Origin of the sequence: Arthrobacter sp. zg-Y1143 (assembly GCF_030125565.1) — a bacterium.
GTDB lineage: Bacteria > Actinomycetota > Actinomycetes > Actinomycetales > Micrococcaceae > Arthrobacter_B.
Genome location: NZ_JASKLW010000006.1, coordinates 14,427 through 31,744 on the forward strand (window position 1 = coordinate 14,427; position 17,318 = coordinate 31,744).

The 17,318-nt window shown below is 66.8% G+C and carries 16 protein-coding genes; 9 read left to right on the forward strand and 7 right to left on the reverse strand.

Annotated elements, in window-relative coordinates:
- Positions 1-150 precede the first annotated feature (150 nt).
- Entirely contained in the window at positions 151-675 is a 525-nt protein-coding gene (locus QNN98_RS08590) for a hypothetical protein (protein WP_283996831.1), read from the forward strand.
- Between the two features lie 32 nt (positions 676-707).
- Here QNN98_RS08590 and QNN98_RS08595 read toward each other — a convergent pair whose 3' ends face one another.
- Both QNN98_RS08595 and QNN98_RS08600 read right to left on the reverse strand, forming a co-directional pair.
- A complete protein-coding gene (locus QNN98_RS08595) occupies positions 708-1,844 on the reverse strand; it encodes a class I SAM-dependent methyltransferase (RefSeq protein ID WP_227926333.1) in 1,137 nt (378 codons plus the stop codon).
- Positions 1,841-2,515 carry an IMPACT family protein gene (locus QNN98_RS08600; protein WP_283996832.1) on the reverse strand — a complete coding sequence of 225 codons (675 nt, stop codon included), beginning with the start codon at positions 2,513-2,515 and terminating at the stop codon, positions 1,841-1,843. Before QNN98_RS08600 ends, QNN98_RS08595 begins: the two co-directional genes overlap by 4 nt.
- Positions 2,516-2,607: 92 nt before the next feature.
- Here QNN98_RS08600 and coaE point away from each other — a divergent pair, with 92 nt between their 5' ends.
- Positions 2,608-3,240, forward strand: a complete 633-nt coding sequence (coaE, locus tag QNN98_RS08605) for a dephospho-CoA kinase (protein WP_331461520.1) — start codon at positions 2,608-2,610, stop codon at positions 3,238-3,240.
- 59 nt (positions 3,241-3,299) lie between these two features.
- Positions 3,300-5,378: an excinuclease ABC subunit UvrB gene (gene uvrB / locus QNN98_RS08610; protein WP_227911307.1), complete on the forward strand. Its 2,079-nt coding sequence runs from the start codon at positions 3,300-3,302 to the stop codon at positions 5,376-5,378.
- 8 nt (positions 5,379-5,386) lie between these two features.
- On the opposite strand, the gene QNN98_RS08615 is transcribed toward uvrB, so the two are convergent.
- Positions 5,387-6,559 carry a polysaccharide pyruvyl transferase family protein gene (locus tag QNN98_RS08615; protein ID WP_227926331.1) on the reverse strand — a complete coding sequence of 391 codons (1,173 nt, stop codon included), beginning with the start codon at positions 6,557-6,559 and terminating at the stop codon, positions 5,387-5,389.
- A 25-nt stretch (positions 6,560-6,584) separates the two neighbouring features.
- On the opposite strand from QNN98_RS08615, the gene QNN98_RS08620 reads away from it, so the two are divergent.
- Both QNN98_RS08620 and QNN98_RS08625 read left to right on the forward strand, forming a co-directional pair.
- Positions 6,585-7,037 carry a hypothetical protein gene (locus QNN98_RS08620; RefSeq protein ID WP_227926330.1) on the forward strand — a complete coding sequence of 151 codons (453 nt, stop codon included), beginning with the start codon at positions 6,585-6,587 and terminating at the stop codon, positions 7,035-7,037.
- A complete protein-coding gene (locus QNN98_RS08625; protein WP_227911310.1) occupies positions 7,006-7,197 on the forward strand; it encodes a hypothetical protein in 192 nt (63 codons plus the stop codon). Before QNN98_RS08620 ends, QNN98_RS08625 begins: the two co-directional genes overlap by 32 nt.
- Before the next feature lie 34 nt (positions 7,198-7,231).
- On the opposite strand, the gene QNN98_RS08630 is transcribed toward QNN98_RS08625, so the two are convergent.
- The 3 genes from QNN98_RS08630 to QNN98_RS08640 are packed head-to-tail and all read right to left on the reverse strand — an operon-like array spanning position 7,232 to position 11,563.
- Positions 7,232-8,539, reverse strand: a complete 1,308-nt coding sequence (locus QNN98_RS08630; RefSeq protein WP_283996833.1) for an alpha/beta fold hydrolase — start codon at positions 8,537-8,539, stop codon at positions 7,232-7,234.
- Positions 8,536-9,012 (reverse strand): GNAT family N-acetyltransferase, encoded by a 477-nt coding sequence (locus tag QNN98_RS08635; protein ID WP_227926328.1) that lies wholly within the window; start codon positions 9,010-9,012, stop codon positions 8,536-8,538. Before QNN98_RS08635 ends, QNN98_RS08630 begins: the two co-directional genes overlap by 4 nt.
- A 10-nt stretch (positions 9,013-9,022) precedes the next feature.
- The gene (locus QNN98_RS08640; protein WP_227926594.1) at positions 9,023-11,563 is read right to left on the reverse strand and encodes a DEAD/DEAH box helicase; all 2,541 of its coding nucleotides are present in this window, start codon (positions 11,561-11,563) and stop codon (positions 9,023-9,025) included.
- A gap of 68 nt (positions 11,564-11,631) precedes the next feature.
- On the opposite strand from QNN98_RS08640, the gene QNN98_RS08645 reads away from it, so the two are divergent.
- A complete protein-coding gene (locus tag QNN98_RS08645) occupies positions 11,632-12,444 on the forward strand; it encodes a trans-aconitate 2-methyltransferase (protein ID WP_229959162.1) in 813 nt (270 codons plus the stop codon).
- A 6-nt stretch (positions 12,445-12,450) separates the two neighbouring features.
- Here the strand turns inward: QNN98_RS08645 and QNN98_RS08650 are convergent, their stop codons facing one another.
- Positions 12,451-13,089 (reverse strand): MBL fold metallo-hydrolase, encoded by a 639-nt coding sequence (locus QNN98_RS08650; protein ID WP_227926326.1) that lies wholly within the window; start codon positions 13,087-13,089, stop codon positions 12,451-12,453.
- 85 nt (positions 13,090-13,174) lie between these two features.
- Here QNN98_RS08650 and QNN98_RS08655 point away from each other — a divergent pair, with 85 nt between their 5' ends.
- Genes QNN98_RS08655 through QNN98_RS08665 form a run of 3 tightly spaced genes read left to right on the forward strand, consistent with a single transcriptional unit; the run spans position 13,175 to position 17,283 of the window.
- Positions 13,175-14,908: an ABC transporter ATP-binding protein gene (locus QNN98_RS08655; RefSeq protein WP_283996834.1), complete on the forward strand. Its 1,734-nt coding sequence runs from the start codon at positions 13,175-13,177 to the stop codon at positions 14,906-14,908.
- A gap of 8 nt (positions 14,909-14,916) precedes the next feature.
- Positions 14,917-16,863, forward strand: coding sequence for an ABC transporter ATP-binding protein (locus QNN98_RS08660; protein ID WP_227926593.1), 1,947 nt, complete (start codon positions 14,917-14,919; stop codon positions 16,861-16,863).
- A gap of 9 nt (positions 16,864-16,872) precedes the next feature.
- Positions 16,873-17,283, forward strand: a complete 411-nt coding sequence (locus QNN98_RS08665) for a GntR family transcriptional regulator (RefSeq protein WP_283996835.1) — start codon at positions 16,873-16,875, stop codon at positions 17,281-17,283.
- Positions 17,284-17,318: the final 35 nt, after the last annotated feature.

Sequence of the window (17,318 nt, forward strand, 5' to 3'; positions counted from 1 at the left end):
GATCTTCGTCAGAGCCTAAGTGTGACGCAAGGCACTGTCAAGAGAGCGCTCTCTCGCGCGTCGCTGAGGGACCGTTTGCGCTGTGTCGGCGCCGGTGAGCCCGGCGCGCCCGGGTTACGCTGGTGCCGCCGACGCCGATCAGGGGGACCAATGCCGGAACAAGACCCGCCGCAGGGCTATCAGCCGCCGCAGCAGCCGTACCCGCCGCAGGGCTATTGGCCACCGCCGGCGCAGGGGAACCTCCCGCCGCAGGGCTATTACCCGCCGCAGGGCTATTACCCTCCGCCGTGGCATCAGCCGGAGAATCCGCGCGGGTCAGCAGGCAAAAAGAAGATACTCAGCGGCGGCTCAGTGCTCATCATCCTGCTCGCGTGTTATAGCGCGTTGGTTGCGTTCCCTATCTTCATCGGCCTGGGGATGACCCAACAGTCCTCTTATCCGCCGGGGGTGCGTGAGAAGTACGAACTGATCCTCGTCCTGCTTTGCCCCGGACCCCTTGTGGCCCTGGGCCTCGCCTGGGCTGGCTACGGCGTACTCCGCCGAAAGCATCCCGTCGCGGCACTGTCCTGGTTCTGTGCGCTCCTGCTGGCGTGGCTTCTGGTGTTTCTTTTCTGGCTGGGCCCGGAAATGGTCTTTCCGATGACCGGCTCTTTCTTTTCAGGAGGAGACACCTAGCAGGTGGTACAGCGGCGCCTATCACGGCTCGGCTAGCGCCGGGTGCTCACAGTGACCGTGAACTTGGGGTTGCGCGCCACCTCGCGGGTAGGTCCCACCAAGCGGTTCAGCGCGGCCTTGTAGGTGAGGTGGCTGTTCCACACCGTCCACAGTTCCCCGCCGGGAGCCAGGACCCGGCCGGCGTCGGCAAAAAGCTTGAGCGCGATGCCGGCGTGTACGCTGGCGCCGATGTGGAACGGCGGGTTGAGCACCACCAGTTCCGCCGACGCATCCGGCCGGGTGCTGAGGGCATCGTCCCGGTATACCTGCACCCGATCTGCCACCCCATTCGCGGCCATGGTCTGCACTGCAGAAGCGACGGCGGCTGCGGATTGGTCGGTCGCGATGACCTGCAGGGACGGGCGTGACAGGGCCAGGTAAGCCGCAATGGCGCCGGTGCCGCACCCCAGATCGATGGCTGCGGACGCGTCCCGGGCGCCGCTGAGGTGCGGCAGAAGGAAACGGGTGCCGATGTCCAGCGACGCTCCGGCAAATGCCGCCCCGTAGGCGCGCAGTTCAAGCGGTGCCGGGAGGCCAACGTCGTGCTGCCCGGCCAGCGGGAACCGGTTGGCCGGGAGCGGATCCAGCGGTGCCGACACCGTGAGGACGCGCGATTTCTGCCGTGCCAATCCGGCGGTGACAGAGCCGAACCAGCGGCTGAACACCGTATTCATGGCCGTGGTCATGTGCTTGAGCCGGCCGCCGGCGTACACCACCACCCGCGGATCGGCATGCCGGGCAATCAGCGCGGCAATCTCCTCCAGTGCGTCCAGGGACCGCGGCAGGCGCAGCAGGACGGTGCGGGCACCGGTCAGCAGTTCGGGTCCAAGGGGCAGGGAGCTGAACGTCCCCCCGAGTCCGGCTGCGTCCGCATTGCGCTGCAGGGCCAGTTCGCCGGAGTACGGGTCCTGGTGCACGCGGATTTCCCGTACACCGTAACCGGCCGCCGCGCCCAGGGTGAGTGCACCGTAGGAGTCGCCGATGACGACGACGCCGCCCGCCTGCAGCCGGTCCGATGCGGTGTCCAGCAGCAGCCGGTCAGCTGCGTCATGCGCCTGCAGGTTCCCGGCCTCGACGTCGGGGTATCGCCGGAGCGCCTCAAAGTCGAAGCCGTCGGGGGCGTGCGTCACAGATCGATCCATTCTGTTCTCAGCGGTTCAGGGGTGCTGCCGCCGGCGGTAAGGGCTGCCAGGCGGTCGCGGAATTCTTCGGCGGTGCCGGGTACATCCGGCACCGCCACGGTGATGCTGGCGCCGGCGGCGCCGTAGTCCGTGCCGGTAACACTGATACCGGCACTGCGCAGTTCGTTCTCCAGCCGGCCGGCATCGGCGTGGGACGCCGGGACGGCGTAAAGCTGCATGCGCCTTCGGCGGAGCAGGGGAGCGGCTGCCAGCGCGGAGGAGACGGACTCCGAATAGGCGCGCACCAAGCCGCCGGCACCTAGCAGGATGCCGCCGAAGTACCGCACGGTCACCGCGGTGATGTCGCTTAGATCGGTGGCACCGCCGAAGGTTTCCCGTTTCGTCAGGGCCTCCAGCATCGGGATGCCCGCCGTTCCGGAGGGCTCGCCGTCGTCATTGGAGCGCTGGACGGTACGGGTGGGGCCAAGGACGAACGCACTGCAGTGGTGCCGCGCGTCATGGAATTCCCGGCGAAGCCCGGCTACCAGCGCGCGGGCCTCTTCCTCGGTTTCGGTGCGCTGCAGCACGGTGATGAAGCGTGAGCGCTTGACGTCCAGTTCGGAGCGGTGTTCCCCGGCGATGGTGGTGTAGCGCACCGCCGCCGCGTCGATGTCACTCACTCCTACATTCTAGTGGCCGCATCTGCGGGCGCCGACGGCGTGACGGGCGGCGCTGACGGGAGGGCCAGTGCCGGAGGACTACGCTGGTGGACATGCTTAAGGTTGGACTCACCGGCGGAATTGCCGCCGGAAAATCCCTGGTGGCCCGCACCCTCGAGGAATGCGGTGCAGTGCTGATCGACGCGGACGCGTTGGCCCGCGAAGTGGTGGAACCCGGCACGGCAGGGCTGGCCGCGGTGGTGGACGCGTTTGGTCCGCAGGTCCTGGCCGCGGACGGCAGCCTGGACCGACCCGCCCTGGCCGCCGTTGTGTTCGGCGACGAGAAGCGGCGGGCAGTGCTGAACGGGATCGTCCATCCGCTGGTGCGCGCCCGGGCCGCCGAGCTTGCGGCTCGGGCGCCGGAGGACGGAATCCTGGTGCAGGACATACCGCTGCTCGTGGAAACCGGGCAGGCCGGGAACTTCGATTTCGTGCTGGTGGTGGAGGCTCCCGAAGACGTCCGGCTGGAGCGGATGGTGCGCGACCGCGGAATGGCTCCCGAAGCTGCACGGGCCCGGATCGCCGCCCAGGCCACCGCCGAAGAGCGGGCCGCTGCTGCCGACGTCGTCCTGCACAATACCGGCGGCCCCGACGAGCTGGTGGCCGCGGTGCGTGCGCTGTGGGATACGCGCCTGGTGCCGCTGAACCGGAACGTTTCCGGAGAACGCGGCGCTGCCGGCGCCTGAGGTTCAGCCCGTAGCAAAGCGGACAGTGGCTGTCCGCGCAGCGGAGTATTTTTGTAGGCATGAGTCTTGCGCAGGACATCAAGAGAGTTGTGGCGCCTTTCGAGGTCGTCAGTGAATATAAACCCGCCGGTGACCAGCCCGCCGCCATTAAGGAACTCGCCGAGCGGATCAACGCCGGCGAGAAGGACGTAGTCCTCCTGGGTGCCACCGGCACCGGTAAGAGTGCCACGGCGGCGTGGCTGGTGGAGCAGGTCCAGCGGCCCACGCTGGTGATGGTGCAGAACAAGACCCTGGCGGCACAGCTGGCCAACGAATTCCGGGAACTGCTGCCCAACAACGCCGTGGAGTATTTCGTCTCCTACTACGACTACTACCAGCCCGAAGCGTACGTTCCGCAGACGGATACCTTCATCGAGAAGGACTCCTCCATCAACGAGGAAGTGGAACGGCTGCGGCACTCGGCCACCAACGCGCTGCTGACCCGCCGCGACGTGATTGTGGTGGCCACGGTGTCCTGCATTTACGGCCTGGGCACCCCCGAAGAGTACATCGAGGGCATGGTGACGCTGCGCCGCGGCCAGCAGATGAACCGCGATGACCTGCTGCGCAAATTCGTGTCCATGCAGTACGTGCGCAACGACATGGATTTCCACCGCGGGACCTTCCGCGTGCGCGGAGACACCGTGGAGATCATTCCCATGTACGAAGAGACCGCGCTGCGGATCGAGTTCTTCGGCGACGAGGTGGAGAGCATCCACACCCTGCATCCGCTCACCGGCAATGTCATCCGCGAAGAGGATGAGATGTATGTCTTCCCCGCCTCGCACTATGTGGCCGGCGAGGACCGCATGCACCGCGCCATCCGGCGCATCGAAGATGAACTGCAGGTGCGGCTGAAGGAACTGGAGTCCCAGAACAAGCTGGTCGAAGCCCAGCGGCTGCGCATGCGGACCACCTATGACCTGGAAATGATGCAGCAGATGGGTTTCTGCAACGGCATCGAAAACTACTCCCGGCACATCGACGGCCGCGGCCCGGGCACCGCCCCGCACTGCCTGCTGGACTACTTCCCGGACGACTTCCTGCTGGTGGTGGATGAATCCCACGTCACCATCCCGCAGATCGGTGCCATGTATGAAGGCGACATGTCCCGGAAGCGGACCCTGGTGGACCACGGCTTCAGGCTGCCCTCCGCCATGGACAACCGGCCGCTGAAGTGGGACGAGTTCCTCGAGCGCATCGGCCAGACCGTGTACATGTCGGCCACGCCCGGCAAGTACGAGCTGTCCAAGGCCGACGGTTTTGTGGAACAGATTATCCGCCCCACCGGCCTGGTGGACCCGCAGGTGGTGGTCAAGCCCAGCAAGGGCCAGATCGACGATCTGCTGGGGGAGATCCGCACCCGCACCGAACGGAACGAACGCGTCCTGGTGACCACGCTGACCAAGCGGATGGCCGAAGACCTGACCGGATACCTGCTGGAGCACGGGATCAAGGTGGAATACCTGCACTCCGACGTCGACACGCTGCGCCGCGTGGAGCTGCTCCGCGAACTGCGGATGGGCACCTTCGACGTGCTGGTGGGCATCAACCTGCTGCGCGAAGGCTTGGACCTGCCCGAGGTCTCGCTTGTGAGCATCCTGGACGCCGACAAGGAAGGCTTCCTGCGTTCCTCCACGTCGCTCATCCAGACCATCGGGCGTGCCGCCCGTAACGTCTCGGGCGAGGTGCACATGTACGCGGACCGGATTACCGATTCCATGGCGCATGCCATTGATGAGACCAACAGGCGCCGCGACATCCAGATTGCCTACAACAAGAAGCACGGTGTGGACCCGCAGCCGCTGCGCAAGAAAATCGCGGACATCACGGACCAGCTGGCCCGCGAGGACGCCGACACCAAGGCCCTCCTGGAAGAGGCAGCGAAGAAGAAGTCCAAGGGAAAGGGCAAGGGTGTGCGCAAGGACGGTCTGGCCGCTGCCCCGGCGGAAGACCTGACCGAGCTGATTGCCTCCATGACCGAGCAGATGCATGCCGCCGCAGCGGAGCTTCAGTTCGAGCTGGCCGCGCGCCTGCGCGACGAGGTCGGGGACCTGAAGAAGGAACTGCGGCAGATGCAGTCCGCCGGGCACGCGTAGGTATGCGCTTACTGCCCGGGCAGGGGCCCGTCCCCGTACAGGGCCGAGGCTTCGGCGTGTTTCCGGGCAGCCAATGCCGGCAGGCGCCGGTGCAGCGAACCCCTTTTCCACGGGATGGACCTGCGGCCCGGAGTTGCATCCGGCGCCAGAAGGGTCCAGCCGCTCCCGAGGGCGGCCAGAGAGGCGTGCTTGACGTCGTAATAGCCCCTGCGGGAAACCAACGCCACACCCCGCGCCCCGGCTGCCGCGGCCAGCAGATGGAAATGGAACCTCGTGGTGATCCATAGCTGGTCCGGCCCAACCGGCAGCCCGCCGGTCCAGACCCCGGCAAACGGAATAAACCGGTCCTGCGGGATCAGGTCGGCCAGCTGCCGGTACGCCGGGTGGTCGACGCCGGGGATGGCTTCCAGATAGTAGGCGCGACCGAACCGGCCGGCATAGCCAATCAGGGCCCGGGCCTGTGCGACCGCAGCCTCGAAAGTGGCCCGGTCCGCCAGGTCGCTCTGGATACAGACATATATTCCGGGCGGGCCGTTGCCCCGCGCGCTGACCGCCTCGGCACCCAGGAAAGCGTCGTCCAGCCCCAGCCGAGCCGAAGATGCCGCGGCACTCTCGGCATCACGGACACTGGCGTGGGCAAAATCCCGAAACAGTTTCCGTGCCTCCGCAGGCGGACCGGGCAGGGGCATCAGTCCCTGCCCGGTGGCATACAGGCGGGCCCCGGTCAGTCCGTGCACCGCCCGCATCCCGTCCAGCAAGGCGGCATGCTGCGGCCAGATACCGTTGATGAAACCGCCGCCGAGCAGGTGCAGGGACTGGACCTCGCGCAGCTTGAGCAAACCGAGGTCATAGCGCGGTGATCCCTGCTCCCGCACCAGCCGGACGACGTGTCCGGCGACGTCTTCCCCGTGATCCGCCGCCTCGCGCACCGCCCGCCACAACGTGTTGGTGACCCGCAACCGGGGGTGCAGGCCCTCGAACAGCACACTGGCCAGGCCGGGCTCGGGACAGTCCAGCCACACCTCGTTATCCGGCGAGGCCTGGGCCAGATAACGGAGCCACGAGGCGGTGATGAACTCGTCCCCGAAGTTCGGATGCCCGGCCGTGGAAACCCAGTAGTAGGGCCGCGGATCCATCTCCCCAGCGTAATCCCCAGCCGTGCCGCCGACCAGCATACTCATGAGGTTGCACGCTAGGCTTGGGTGCATGGTCTCGTCCGCGCTCCTCCCGACACCGGTGCCCGCCGCGCCCGAGCCGGCCGCCGTCGTCGACGCCCCGTGGTGGGAGATCCTCGGAGCCCTGGGACCGCTGGCCGTGCTGGCTGCGGCCATCCTGACCTTCATCATCGGCTGGAAAACACTGGAGCAGCGCCGGAAGGCGGACCAGCGTTCAGAATGGTGGAACCGCGCCCAGTGGGCCATCGAGGCGTCCATGTCCGAAGATCCCCGGCGGCAGGAGACCGGGCTGGGAGTGCTGGACCTGCTGGCCCAGAGCGACCTGGCCGGGGAGGAGGAAACCGCCATCATCAGCATCGCCTGGGCGCGCCCGCTGACGGCAGTCGTGGACGCGGAAGCCCGGATGAGTGAGAATGAACTAGCGAGCACACCCGGAACTAAGGAGGCTGACCATGACTACGGCAGCACTGTCACAGGGAAATAAGACTCCCGGCCGCTCCGAGTCCGCCGGCCATAATACGGAGCAGGGGCGGGACCAGGAACGCGTGCAGATCAGGGCCGCCCGGCTGCGGCTGACCACGGACCGCAAGCTCGGCAAGACCACCCCGGACTGGGTCCGGAAACTGGCGGACCGCCCGCTCTAACCCGGTTGCCCCCCGGTTACCCGCCGCTTATTTTTTAGCCGCGCACCATGCCCAGCAGCCGGTCGAAGATGGCCTCGCCGTCGTCGGCAATGCCGTCGTGGTGGTAGTCGGCGCTCTCCCAGACCTTTAGGCCCTGGACGGCGGCGGCCGTCTCCAGCGAGATATCCCGGTCCACGTAGATGTCATCCGTGTACACCGCAGCGGCCACGGGCACGGTGTTGCGGGCCAGCCGGCCGGTGTCGTACAGCGGCCCCCAGTCCGCTTTGCGGGCCAGCAGTTCCGCGGTCTGTTTCAGGGGCACCAGCGCCGGATCCTCGTCGAAGTACCAGGGGTAGACCATTTCACCGGTGAACAACGGCGCTTCGGCGGTGGGCTCAAACTCCGGGAAGGACTTCAGCACCCGCCACGCCGCCCAGTCCGTGGCGGATCCCTGCCCGTAGATCGATTCATGCATCACCGCGTAGAGCGGGTTCGAAGCGCGGCTGACCAGCCCGTGCACAGTCTCCAGGAAGGTGTCGGAGAGCCGTTCGCCTCCGGGTGCCGGCACAAAGGCTTCCTCCAGCAGGTGATGCAGCCCGTCCACCCGGGTGTTGCCGCCCAGGTAGGAACCGGCCATCTGGAAGCGCTGCACGCTGAGCCGTTCCCCGGAAGGCAGGAACTCGGGGACGGCGTCCAGGTGCCGGGCAATCCGTGTGGTCAGCTCGCGGTCTTCGGGATAGCGGGCAAAGTATTCGGCGTTGCGGGCAGCCACCCGGCGGAAGGTCGCGTCGTAGACCCGGTCAGCGGGACCGGACAGCGGTGCCAGTCCGCCGGTGATCAGGGATTCGCGGAGCCCTTCGGGCGCAAAGGACAGGTACGTGAGCGTGCAGAAGCCGCCGTAGCTCTGTCCGTAGGTGGTCCACGGTCCCGAGCTCAGCGCCTGCCGGATCAGCTCGGCGTCGGCAACGATGGAATCGGCCCGGAAATGCGTCAGGTACGCAGCCCGGGCTGCGGCATCGCCGCGCAGGGCCAGGGTCTGCCGGTCCGCCGGGGTGGAAAGACCGGTGCCCCGCTGGTCCAGCATCAGGATGCGGAAGTGTTTGGAAGCGGCCTTCGTCCAGCCGCCAAACTGCAGCAGCCGGTTGCCCTTTCCGCCGGGTCCGCCCTGCAGGTACAGCAGCCAGGGCAGTTCCTGCACCATGGCCGGGCGCTGCCCGGCGTCGGAATATTCGCGCGCGAACACGGTGATGGTTTCGCCGTCGGACACCGAGTGGTCCAGCGGCACGGTGAACCGGTGATCGGTCACGTTCATGCCGCGGACCCGGTAGGTGCGCGACGCCGCGTGGGGGACGGGCGCGTTCATTCGGCACCACCGAAGGAGGCCAGCGCCTCGCCGGTGAGCCGGAACGTGGTCCACTCATCCTGCGGCAGGGCCCCCAGGGACTTGTAGAACCGGATGGAGGGTTCGTTCCAGTTCAGCACGCACCATTCCACCCGTGCATAACCGCGTTCCACGGCGATGTTCGCCAGGGTGCGCAGCAGTGCCTTGCCCATGCCCTTGGCGCGGGCCTCCGGACGCACATAGAGGTCCTCAAGGTAAATGCCGTGCACACCTTCCCATGTGGAATAGTTCAGGAACCACAGGGCGAAACCCTGCACTGCACCCTGGTCCACCGCCACGTGGGCGAAAATTGCCGGATGGTCCCCGAAAAGGTTCTTTTCCAGCGCCTCGGCCGTGTTTTTCACGGCGTGCGGCTCTTTTTCATAGATCGCCAGGTCATGGATCAGTTCCAGGATGACGGGGACATCTTCTTTGCGTGCGGGGCGGATCTGCATGGGGTCCAGCCTAATCCAGCCGTCCGGCGGAGATCACCCTGATGACCGGGCTGCCTGCTTCGTCCGACGCCGCCAGGTCCACCTCCGCGGTGATGCCCCAGTCAAGGTGGCCCGCCGGATCCTTGAAGATCTGCCGCACGTTCCACTTGCCGGGAACTTCCGTGATGATCAGCAGGTCCGGGCCGCGGCCGTCGGGGCCGTCGTCGATGTCGTCGTGTTCCTCGAAGTAGGCGTCCAGCACCTGGGCCCAGCGGTCGGCGTCCCAGCCGGCGTCGCCGTCGAGCTCGCCCAGGGCGCGGTCATCCTCGTCGGCAAACAGCTTCACCCGGGAGAACATTTCGTTGCGCACCATCACCCGGAAGGCCCGCACATTGGAGGTGAGCCGGTCCGGGGCAGGCGGCAGGACGGGTTCATCCGTGGCGGCCGGATCGACGCCGGAGGTCAGTTCCTCCCATTCGTCCAGCAGCGAGGAATCGGTCTGCCGGACCAGTTCGCCCAGCCACTCGATGATGTCCTCCAGATCCTCCCGCAGCCGCTCCGGGGGAACGGTGTGCAGCAGTGCCTTGTAGGTGTCCGAGAGGTAGCGCAGCAGCACACCCTCGGAGCGCGCCAGGGAGTAGAAGGCCACGTACTCGCCGAAACTCATGGCGCGTTCGTACATGTCCCGGACAATCGACTTGGGGCTGAGCTCGAACTCGCCCAGCCAGGGGGCGCCGGACCGGTAGACCTCGAAGGACTGTTCCAGCAGCTCAGCCAGCGGCTGGGCGTAGGTGACCTCTTCGAGCAGGGCCATCCGCTCGTCGTACTCGATGCCCTGGGATTTCATGGCCGCGATTGCCTCGCCGCGGGCCTTCTTCTCCTGGGCGGAGAGCACCTGGCGGGGCTTTTCCATGATGGCTTCGATCACGGACACCACGTCGAGCGCGTAGGACGGACTGTCCGGGTCCAGGATCTCCAGGGAGGCCATGGCGAACGGGGACAGCGGCTGGTTCAGGGCAAAGTTCGGCTGCAGGTGGACCTTCAGCCGAACCGTGCGCCCGTCGGCGTCGGGCTCGGGCAGCACTTCGACAATGCCGGCGGTCTTCAGCTCGCGGTAGATGCTCAAAGCCTTCTTCATCAGCGCCAGCTGCGAGGAACGCGTCTCGTGGTTGTGCGTGAGCAGCTTTTTCGCCGCGGCAAACGGGTCACCCGGACGCTCCAGCAGGTTCAGCAGCATGGAGTGGGTGATGTTGAAGCTGGAGGTCAGCGGCTCCGGGGTGCCGTCCACCAGTTTCTCGAAGGTCGGCTTGCCCCAGGACACAAAACCGGCCTGCGGTTTCTTCTTCACCACCTGGCGCAGCTTCTTCTGGTCGTCGCCGAACTTCGCGTGCGCCTTGGCCATGGCCTTGGCGTTTTCGATCACGTGGTCCGGTGCCTGGACCACCACGGTGCCGGCCGTGTCATAGCCGGCCCGCCCGGCGCGTCCGGCAATCTGGTGGAACTCGCGGACCTTCAGCGGCCGGGTGCGGGTGCCGTCATACTTGGACAGCGCCGTGATCAGCACCGTGCGGATGGGCACGTTGATGCCCACACCCAGGGTGTCGGTGCCGCAGATGACCTTGAGCAATCCGGCCTGCGCCAGCTGTTCAACCAGGCGGCGGTATTTGGGCAGCATGCCGGCGTGGTGCACGCCGATCCCGTGCCGCACCAGCCGGTTCAGCGTCTTGCCGAATCCGGGGGCAAACCGGAACCCGGCAATCAGCTCCGCGATCCGGTCCTTTTCCTCCCGGGTGCAGACGTTGATGCTCATCAGCGCCTGCGCCCGGTCAATGGCCTCGATCTGAGAGAAGTGCACCACGTACACCGGGACCTGCTTGGTGGCCAGCAGTTCCTCGAGTGATTCCTGCACGGGCGTTTCCACGTAGTAGTAGTGCAGCGGGATGGGCCGCTGCACGGAGGAGACCGTCACCGTGTCGCGGTTGGTCAGCTCGCTCAGTTCGTTGGCGATGCGGGTCATGTCGCCCAGGGTGGCGGACATCAGCAGGAACTGCGCCTGCGGCAGCTCCAGCAGCGGCACCTGCCAGGCCCAGCCGCGCTGCGGATCCGAGTAGAAGTGGAACTCGTCCATGATGACGGTGCCCAGGTCCGCGTCCGGGCCTTCGCGCAGGGCAATGTTGGCCAGGATCTCCGCAGTGCAGCAGATGATGGGCGCGTCCTTGTTCACCGAGGAATCGCCGGTGACCATGCCCACGTTCTCCGCCCCGAAGATCTCGCACAGCGCGAAGAACTTCTCCGATACCAGGGCCTTGATGGGGGCGGTGTAATAGCTGCGCTCGTCTTGGGCCATGGCATAGAAGTGCGCGGCAATGGCCACCATCGACTTACCGGACCCGGTGGGGGTGGCCAGGATGACGTTGTTGCCGGTCACCAGCTCCATGACAGCTTCGTCCTGGGCGGGGTACAGCGACATTCCCCGGCTCTCGACCCACTCCAGGAAGGACGTGTAGGTCTCGTCGGGGTCAACGGTGCGGGTGGCGGAATCCGGGGAGGGCAGCTGCTCAAGAAGTTTCATGTCCATACCAGACTATCGGGCCGCGCCGATCCCGTTTTACGGTCTCAGCAGCGGCTAGGCTCGGCGGCATGAAATGGGATCCGGACAAGTACACACAGTTCTCCTCGCACCGGGACCGGCCATTCTTCGACCTCACCGCCCGGATAGCGGCATCCTCACCCCGGCGGGTGGTGGATTTGGGCTGCGGCACCGGCGCCCTGACCGCGGCGCTCGCTGCCCGTTGGCCCGGGGCGCAGGTCACGGGCGTGGATTCCTCCCGCGACATGATCGAAGCCGCCCGGGGGCTGGAGGACGTGCCGCCGAACCTGGACTTCGTGCACGGCCGGATCGAGGACTGGGAGCCGGCCCCCGGCACCGGCGTCGTTGTGTCCAACGCCGCCCTGCAGTGGGTGCCGGGACACCAGGACCTGCTGCAGCGCTGGGCAATGGCGCTCGACGACGGCGCCTGGCTGGCCGTGCAGGTACCGGGCAACTTTAATGCACCCTCCCATGTGCTGCTGCGGGAACTGGCGGCGAGCGCCGAGTGGGCCGGCAAGCTGCAGGGGGTGCTGCGCCACAGTGATGCCGTGGATGAACCGGAGGATTACCTGGCATTGCTGACCGAGGCCGGCTTTGCGGCCGATGTATGGGAAACCACCTACCAGCAGGTCCTGTACGGAACGGACCCGGTATTGGACTGGGTGCGCGGGACCGCGCTGCGGCCGGTCATCAATGCCCTGTCCGAAGCGGACTTTTTCCAGTTCGAGGCGGAGTACGCCGAATTGCTGGAAGAGGCCTATCCGTCGGAAGGGTGGGGAACGGTGTTCCCGTTCCGCCGGCTGTTTATGGTCGGGCGGAAGCAGGGCCAGGCCTCGGGCGGAAGCTTTCCGCGCGGCCGGTAGCCGGTTTTACCAGCCGCGTTCCTTCCATTCCTGCAGGTGCGGGCGCTCCGCACCCAGGGTGGTGGCCGCCCCGTGCCCGGGGTGCACCACGGTGTCATCCGGCAAGTATTCGAACACACGTTCGAATACGTCGCGGTACAGGGACGCAAACCGCTCCGGATCCTTCTGGGTATTGCCCAGTCCGCCCGGAAACAGCGAATCCCCGGTGAAGAGGTGCGCAGGGCCGGACGGGTCCCGGTAGAGCAGTGCCACGGAGCCGGGTGTGTGTCCGCGCAGCTTGATCGCCTCGAGTTCGGCTCCGCCGAAGGGCACGGTATCGCCGTGTTCCAGCGGCAGCAGCGTGGGAACCTCGATGTCCGGAATGTCTTCCGTGCCGGCTGCGGTACGTGACCCCGTCTCCGCTACGGTCTCTGCCAGGGCCCGCACATGGTCCCAGTGGCTGTGTGTGGTGATGACCGTTCCAAGCCGCGCGGGGGCTTGGGCATCGGCAGCCCCCTCGCCCAGCAGGCGCCGGATCGCGGGGAAGTCGTCCGCCGCGTCAATGAGCACCTGGGCACCGGACTCCTTGTCGGTGAGCAGGTACACGTTGTTGTCCATGGTGCCCACGGACACGCTGCGGATGGTGATGTTCTGCAGATCTTCCATCCGGCAAGTCTAGCCGGGCAGGGGCTTCCGAACCCGGCCCGTGGCGCTATTGTCTTACGCCCGCGAACGGGCGTAAGTTGCAAGGATGCTCCTGAGGCTGGTCCGGCAGAACCTCGCCCCCTATAGAGGCGCGGTCGCCGCCGTCGTTCTCCTGCAGCTGCTGCAGACCGCGGCCACGCTGTACCTTCCCACACTGAATGCAGACATCATTGACCGCGGCGTCGTCACCGGAGATACCGGGGTGATCCTCGACGTCGGCGGCTGGATGCTCGCGGTCACGGCCGGGCAGGTGGTGTGTTCGGTTGCCGCCACCTATCTGGCCTCCCGGGTGGCCATGAGCGCCGGGCGGAACATCCGGTCGCAGCTTTTCACCAACGTGGAGACGTTCTCTTCCCGCGAGGTGGGCCTGTTCGGTCCGCCGTCGCTGATTACCCGGACCACCAATGACGTGCAGCAGGTGCAGATGACCCTGCTGATGACGTTCACCATGATGGTTTCGGCCCCGATCATGGGGGTGGGCGGCGTGCTGCTGGCCCTGAACCAGGACATTCCGCTCTCCGGGATCCTGCTGCTGATCCTGCCGGCCCTGTTTGTGGTGATCGGATTGGTGCTGCGCCGCCTGGTGCCGCTGTTCCGGCGGGCGCAGAAGCAGATTGACAGGGTGAACTCCGTGCTGCGCGAGCAGATCATGGGCATTGCGGTGATCCGGGCGTTTATCCGCGAGCGTTCCGAGGAACAGCGGTTCGCCGGCGCCAATGCCGACCTCACCGGCACCCAGCTGCGCGTCAGCCAGCTGCTGGCCCTGCTGTTTCCCGCGGCCATGCTGGTGGCGAACCTGGCCACTGTTGCGGTGATCTGGTTCGGCGCGTTCCGGATTGACGCCGGGCAGATGCAGATCGGTGCGCTGACGGCCTTCATTGCCTACATCATGCAGATCCTGATGGCGGTCATGATGTCCATGTTCATGATCATGATGCTGCCCCGCGCTGCCGTCTGTGCGGAACGGATCTATGAGGTCCTGGATACCCGCACCAGCGTCAGCGACGCCCCGGGTGCTGGCACGCTGGCGTACGACGGCGGCCGGCTCACCTTCACCGACGTCGGCTACAGCTACCCGGGTGCCGAGGATCCCGTGCTGTTCAACATCAGCTTCGAGGCGCTGCCCGGACAGACCACGGCGATCATCGGGTCCACGGGTGCCGGGAAGACCACGCTGCTGAACCTGGTGCCCCGGCTGCTGGACGCCACCTCCGGGCGCATTACGGTGGACGGGCAGGACATAGCGGGAGTGACACTGTCATCGCTGCGTGCCGGAATAGGCCTGGTGCCGCAGCGCGCCTACCTCTTCAGCGGCACCATCGCCTCCAACCTCCGCTTCGGCAAACCCGAGGCCACCGACGAGGAGCTGTGGGCTGCACTGGAGACGGCGCAGGCCGACGGGTTTGTCCGTGCCGGGGAGGGCGGGCTGGAGCATCCCGTGGAGCAGGGCGGCGCGAACTTCTCCGGAGGCCAGCGCCAACGGCTGGCCATAGCCCGCGCCCTGGTGGTGCGCCCGTCCATCTACCTGTTCGATGACAGCTTCTCCGCGCTGGACTTCGCCACCGACGCACGGCTGCGGGCAGCACTGAAACCGCAGACCCGCAATGCCACCGTGATTGTGGTGGCCCAGCGCGTGAACACCATTACCGACGCAGCGCGGATCGTGGTCCTGGACGAAGGCCGGCTTGTCGGACAGGGAACGCATGCCGAACTGATGGAATCCACGGCAACGTACCGGGAGATCGTTGCCTCGCAGCTCACCGCGGAGGAAGTAGCGTGAGCGGGCCCATGCGGGGACGCCCGGGCGCAGGAGCCGCCGCCAAGCCGGAGAACTTCGCCGGCAGCGTCCGGCGGCTGATGGGACTGATGGCCCCGGACCGGCTGCGGGTGGCTGCGGTGCTGCTTTCTGCCGTCGTCTCCGTGGCGCTCGCCGTCTCCGCGCCCCGGATCCTGGGCGAGGCCACCAACGTCATCTTCGACGGGTTCATCGGGCAGGGGCTTCCGGCGGGGACGAGCAAGGACGCACAGGTACAGGCGCTCCGGGATGCGGGGGAGGGGAAACTGGCCGACATGCTCGCCGCCATGGATGTGGTGCCCGGGCAGGGGCTGGACTTCGGCCGGCTGGGCGGGATCCTGCTGGGCGTGCTGGCCATCTACCTGGCCGCTTTCGTGTTCGGCTGGTTCCAGGCCCGGGTGACGGCGCGGATTGTGCAGAACGCCATGTACCGGCTGCGCCGCGACGTGGACGGGAAGCTGTTCCGCCTGCCCATGTCCCATTTCCAGCAGCAGTCACGCGGAGACGTACTGAGCCGGGTCACCAATGACATCGACAACCTGGCGCAGACCCTCTCCCAGAGCCTGACCCAGATCATCACCTCGGTGCTGACCATCATCGGCGTGCTGGCGATGATGATCTCCATCTCCCCGCTGCTGGCCCTGGTCGCCGTGATCACGGTGCCGGTTTCCGCACTGGTGACGGTGCTTATCGCGCGGCGCTCGCAGGCGGAGTTCAAGACCCAGTGGAAGTCCACCGGAGAGGTCAACGGCTACATCGAGGAAATGTTCACCGGGCAGGACGTGGTGAAGGCCTTCGGCCAGCAGAAGCGGGTGATTGAGGGCTTTGCCCCGGCGAACAACCGGCTGTTCCGCTCCGCGTTCCGGGCCCAGTTCGTATCCGGGATCATCATGCCGGCCATGATGTTCATTTCGAACCTGAACTACGTCGCCGTTGCCGTGGTGGGCGGACTGCAGGTGGCCAACGGCCAGCTGTCCATCGGAGGAGTGCAGGCCTTTGTCCAGTACAGCCGGCAGTTCAGCCAGCCGCTGGGGCAGCTGGGCGGGCTGATCAACATGCTGCAGTCCGGCGTCGCCTCCGCTGAACGGGTGTTCGCCCTGCTGGACGCCAAGGAGCAGGAACCGGATCCGGTGCAGCCGGAACACCTGCACAACGTGCGCGGCCGGGTGGCCTTCGAGGACGTCTCCTTCAGCTACAGCCCGGAGGCCCCGCTTATCCGGGACCTGTCGTTCACGGCGGAGCCGGGGCAGACCGTGGCCATTGTCGGTCCCACGGGAGCGGGAAAAACCACCTTGGTGAACCTGCTGATGCGTTTCTACGACGTCGACGCCGGGCGGATCACCGTCGACGGAACCGACATTGCCCGGCTGCGCCGCGAGGAGCTGCGCAGCACCATGGGCATGGTGCTCCAGGACGCGTGGCTCTTCGAGGGCACGGTACGGGAGAACCTCGCCTACGGCGCTCCGGACGCTACCGAGAAGGACATCAGGGCCGCGGCGGCAGCTACGCACGTTGACCACTTTGTCCGGTCCCTGCCGGAGGGGTATGACACAGTGCTCGGCTACGACGGCGGCACGCTCAGCCAGGGCCAGCGGCAGCTGCTGACCATCGCCCGGGCCTGGCTGTCGGACCCGTCCATCCTGATCCTGGACGAGGCCACCAGCTCCGTGGACACCCGCACCGAGATTTCCATCCGCCTGGCCATGAACGCCCTGCGGCAGGACCGGACCAGCTTCGTCATTGCGCACCGGCTGTCCACCATCCGCGACGCGGACGTGATCCTGGTGGTGCGGGACGGGCGGATCGTGGAGCAGGGCACGCATGACGCACTGCTGGCCGCGGAGGGGTTCTACTCCGAGCTGTACCGCTCCCAGTTTGCCGGGCAGGCGGACGCCCAGGAGCAGGGGCTTCCGGCACCTGCCGACCCTTCCGGGCACTAGCATGGCACCATGACTTCTGATCCCAGCCCACAGCGCACCTCTGCCGGCAGCGACGCCGGGGTGCTCAAGTGGATCCGCATTGATGCCGCCAGTTCGGTGCCGCCGTATGAACAGCTCCGCCTGCAGATCCTGGACGCGGCAAACGAGGGGCGCCTCGCCGTCGGGACCCGGCTGCCCCCGGTCCGCGCCCTGGCCGGCTACCTTGGCCTGGCCGTGAACACCGTGGCCCGCGCCTACCGGGAACTGGAACAGGCGCAGGTGGTCACCACCCGCTCCCGCGCCGGCACAGTGATCGCCGCCGGCAGTGATGCCGGCCGGACCAGGGTGGCCGAGGCGGCGCGCACCTACGCTGATGCCGTCCGCGCCAACGGGGTGTCCCCTGACGAAGCCGTGTCCTTCCTGCGTGCAGCCCTGCAATAGGGCGGCCAGCGCTTCGCCTGCGGCGAAACACCGCA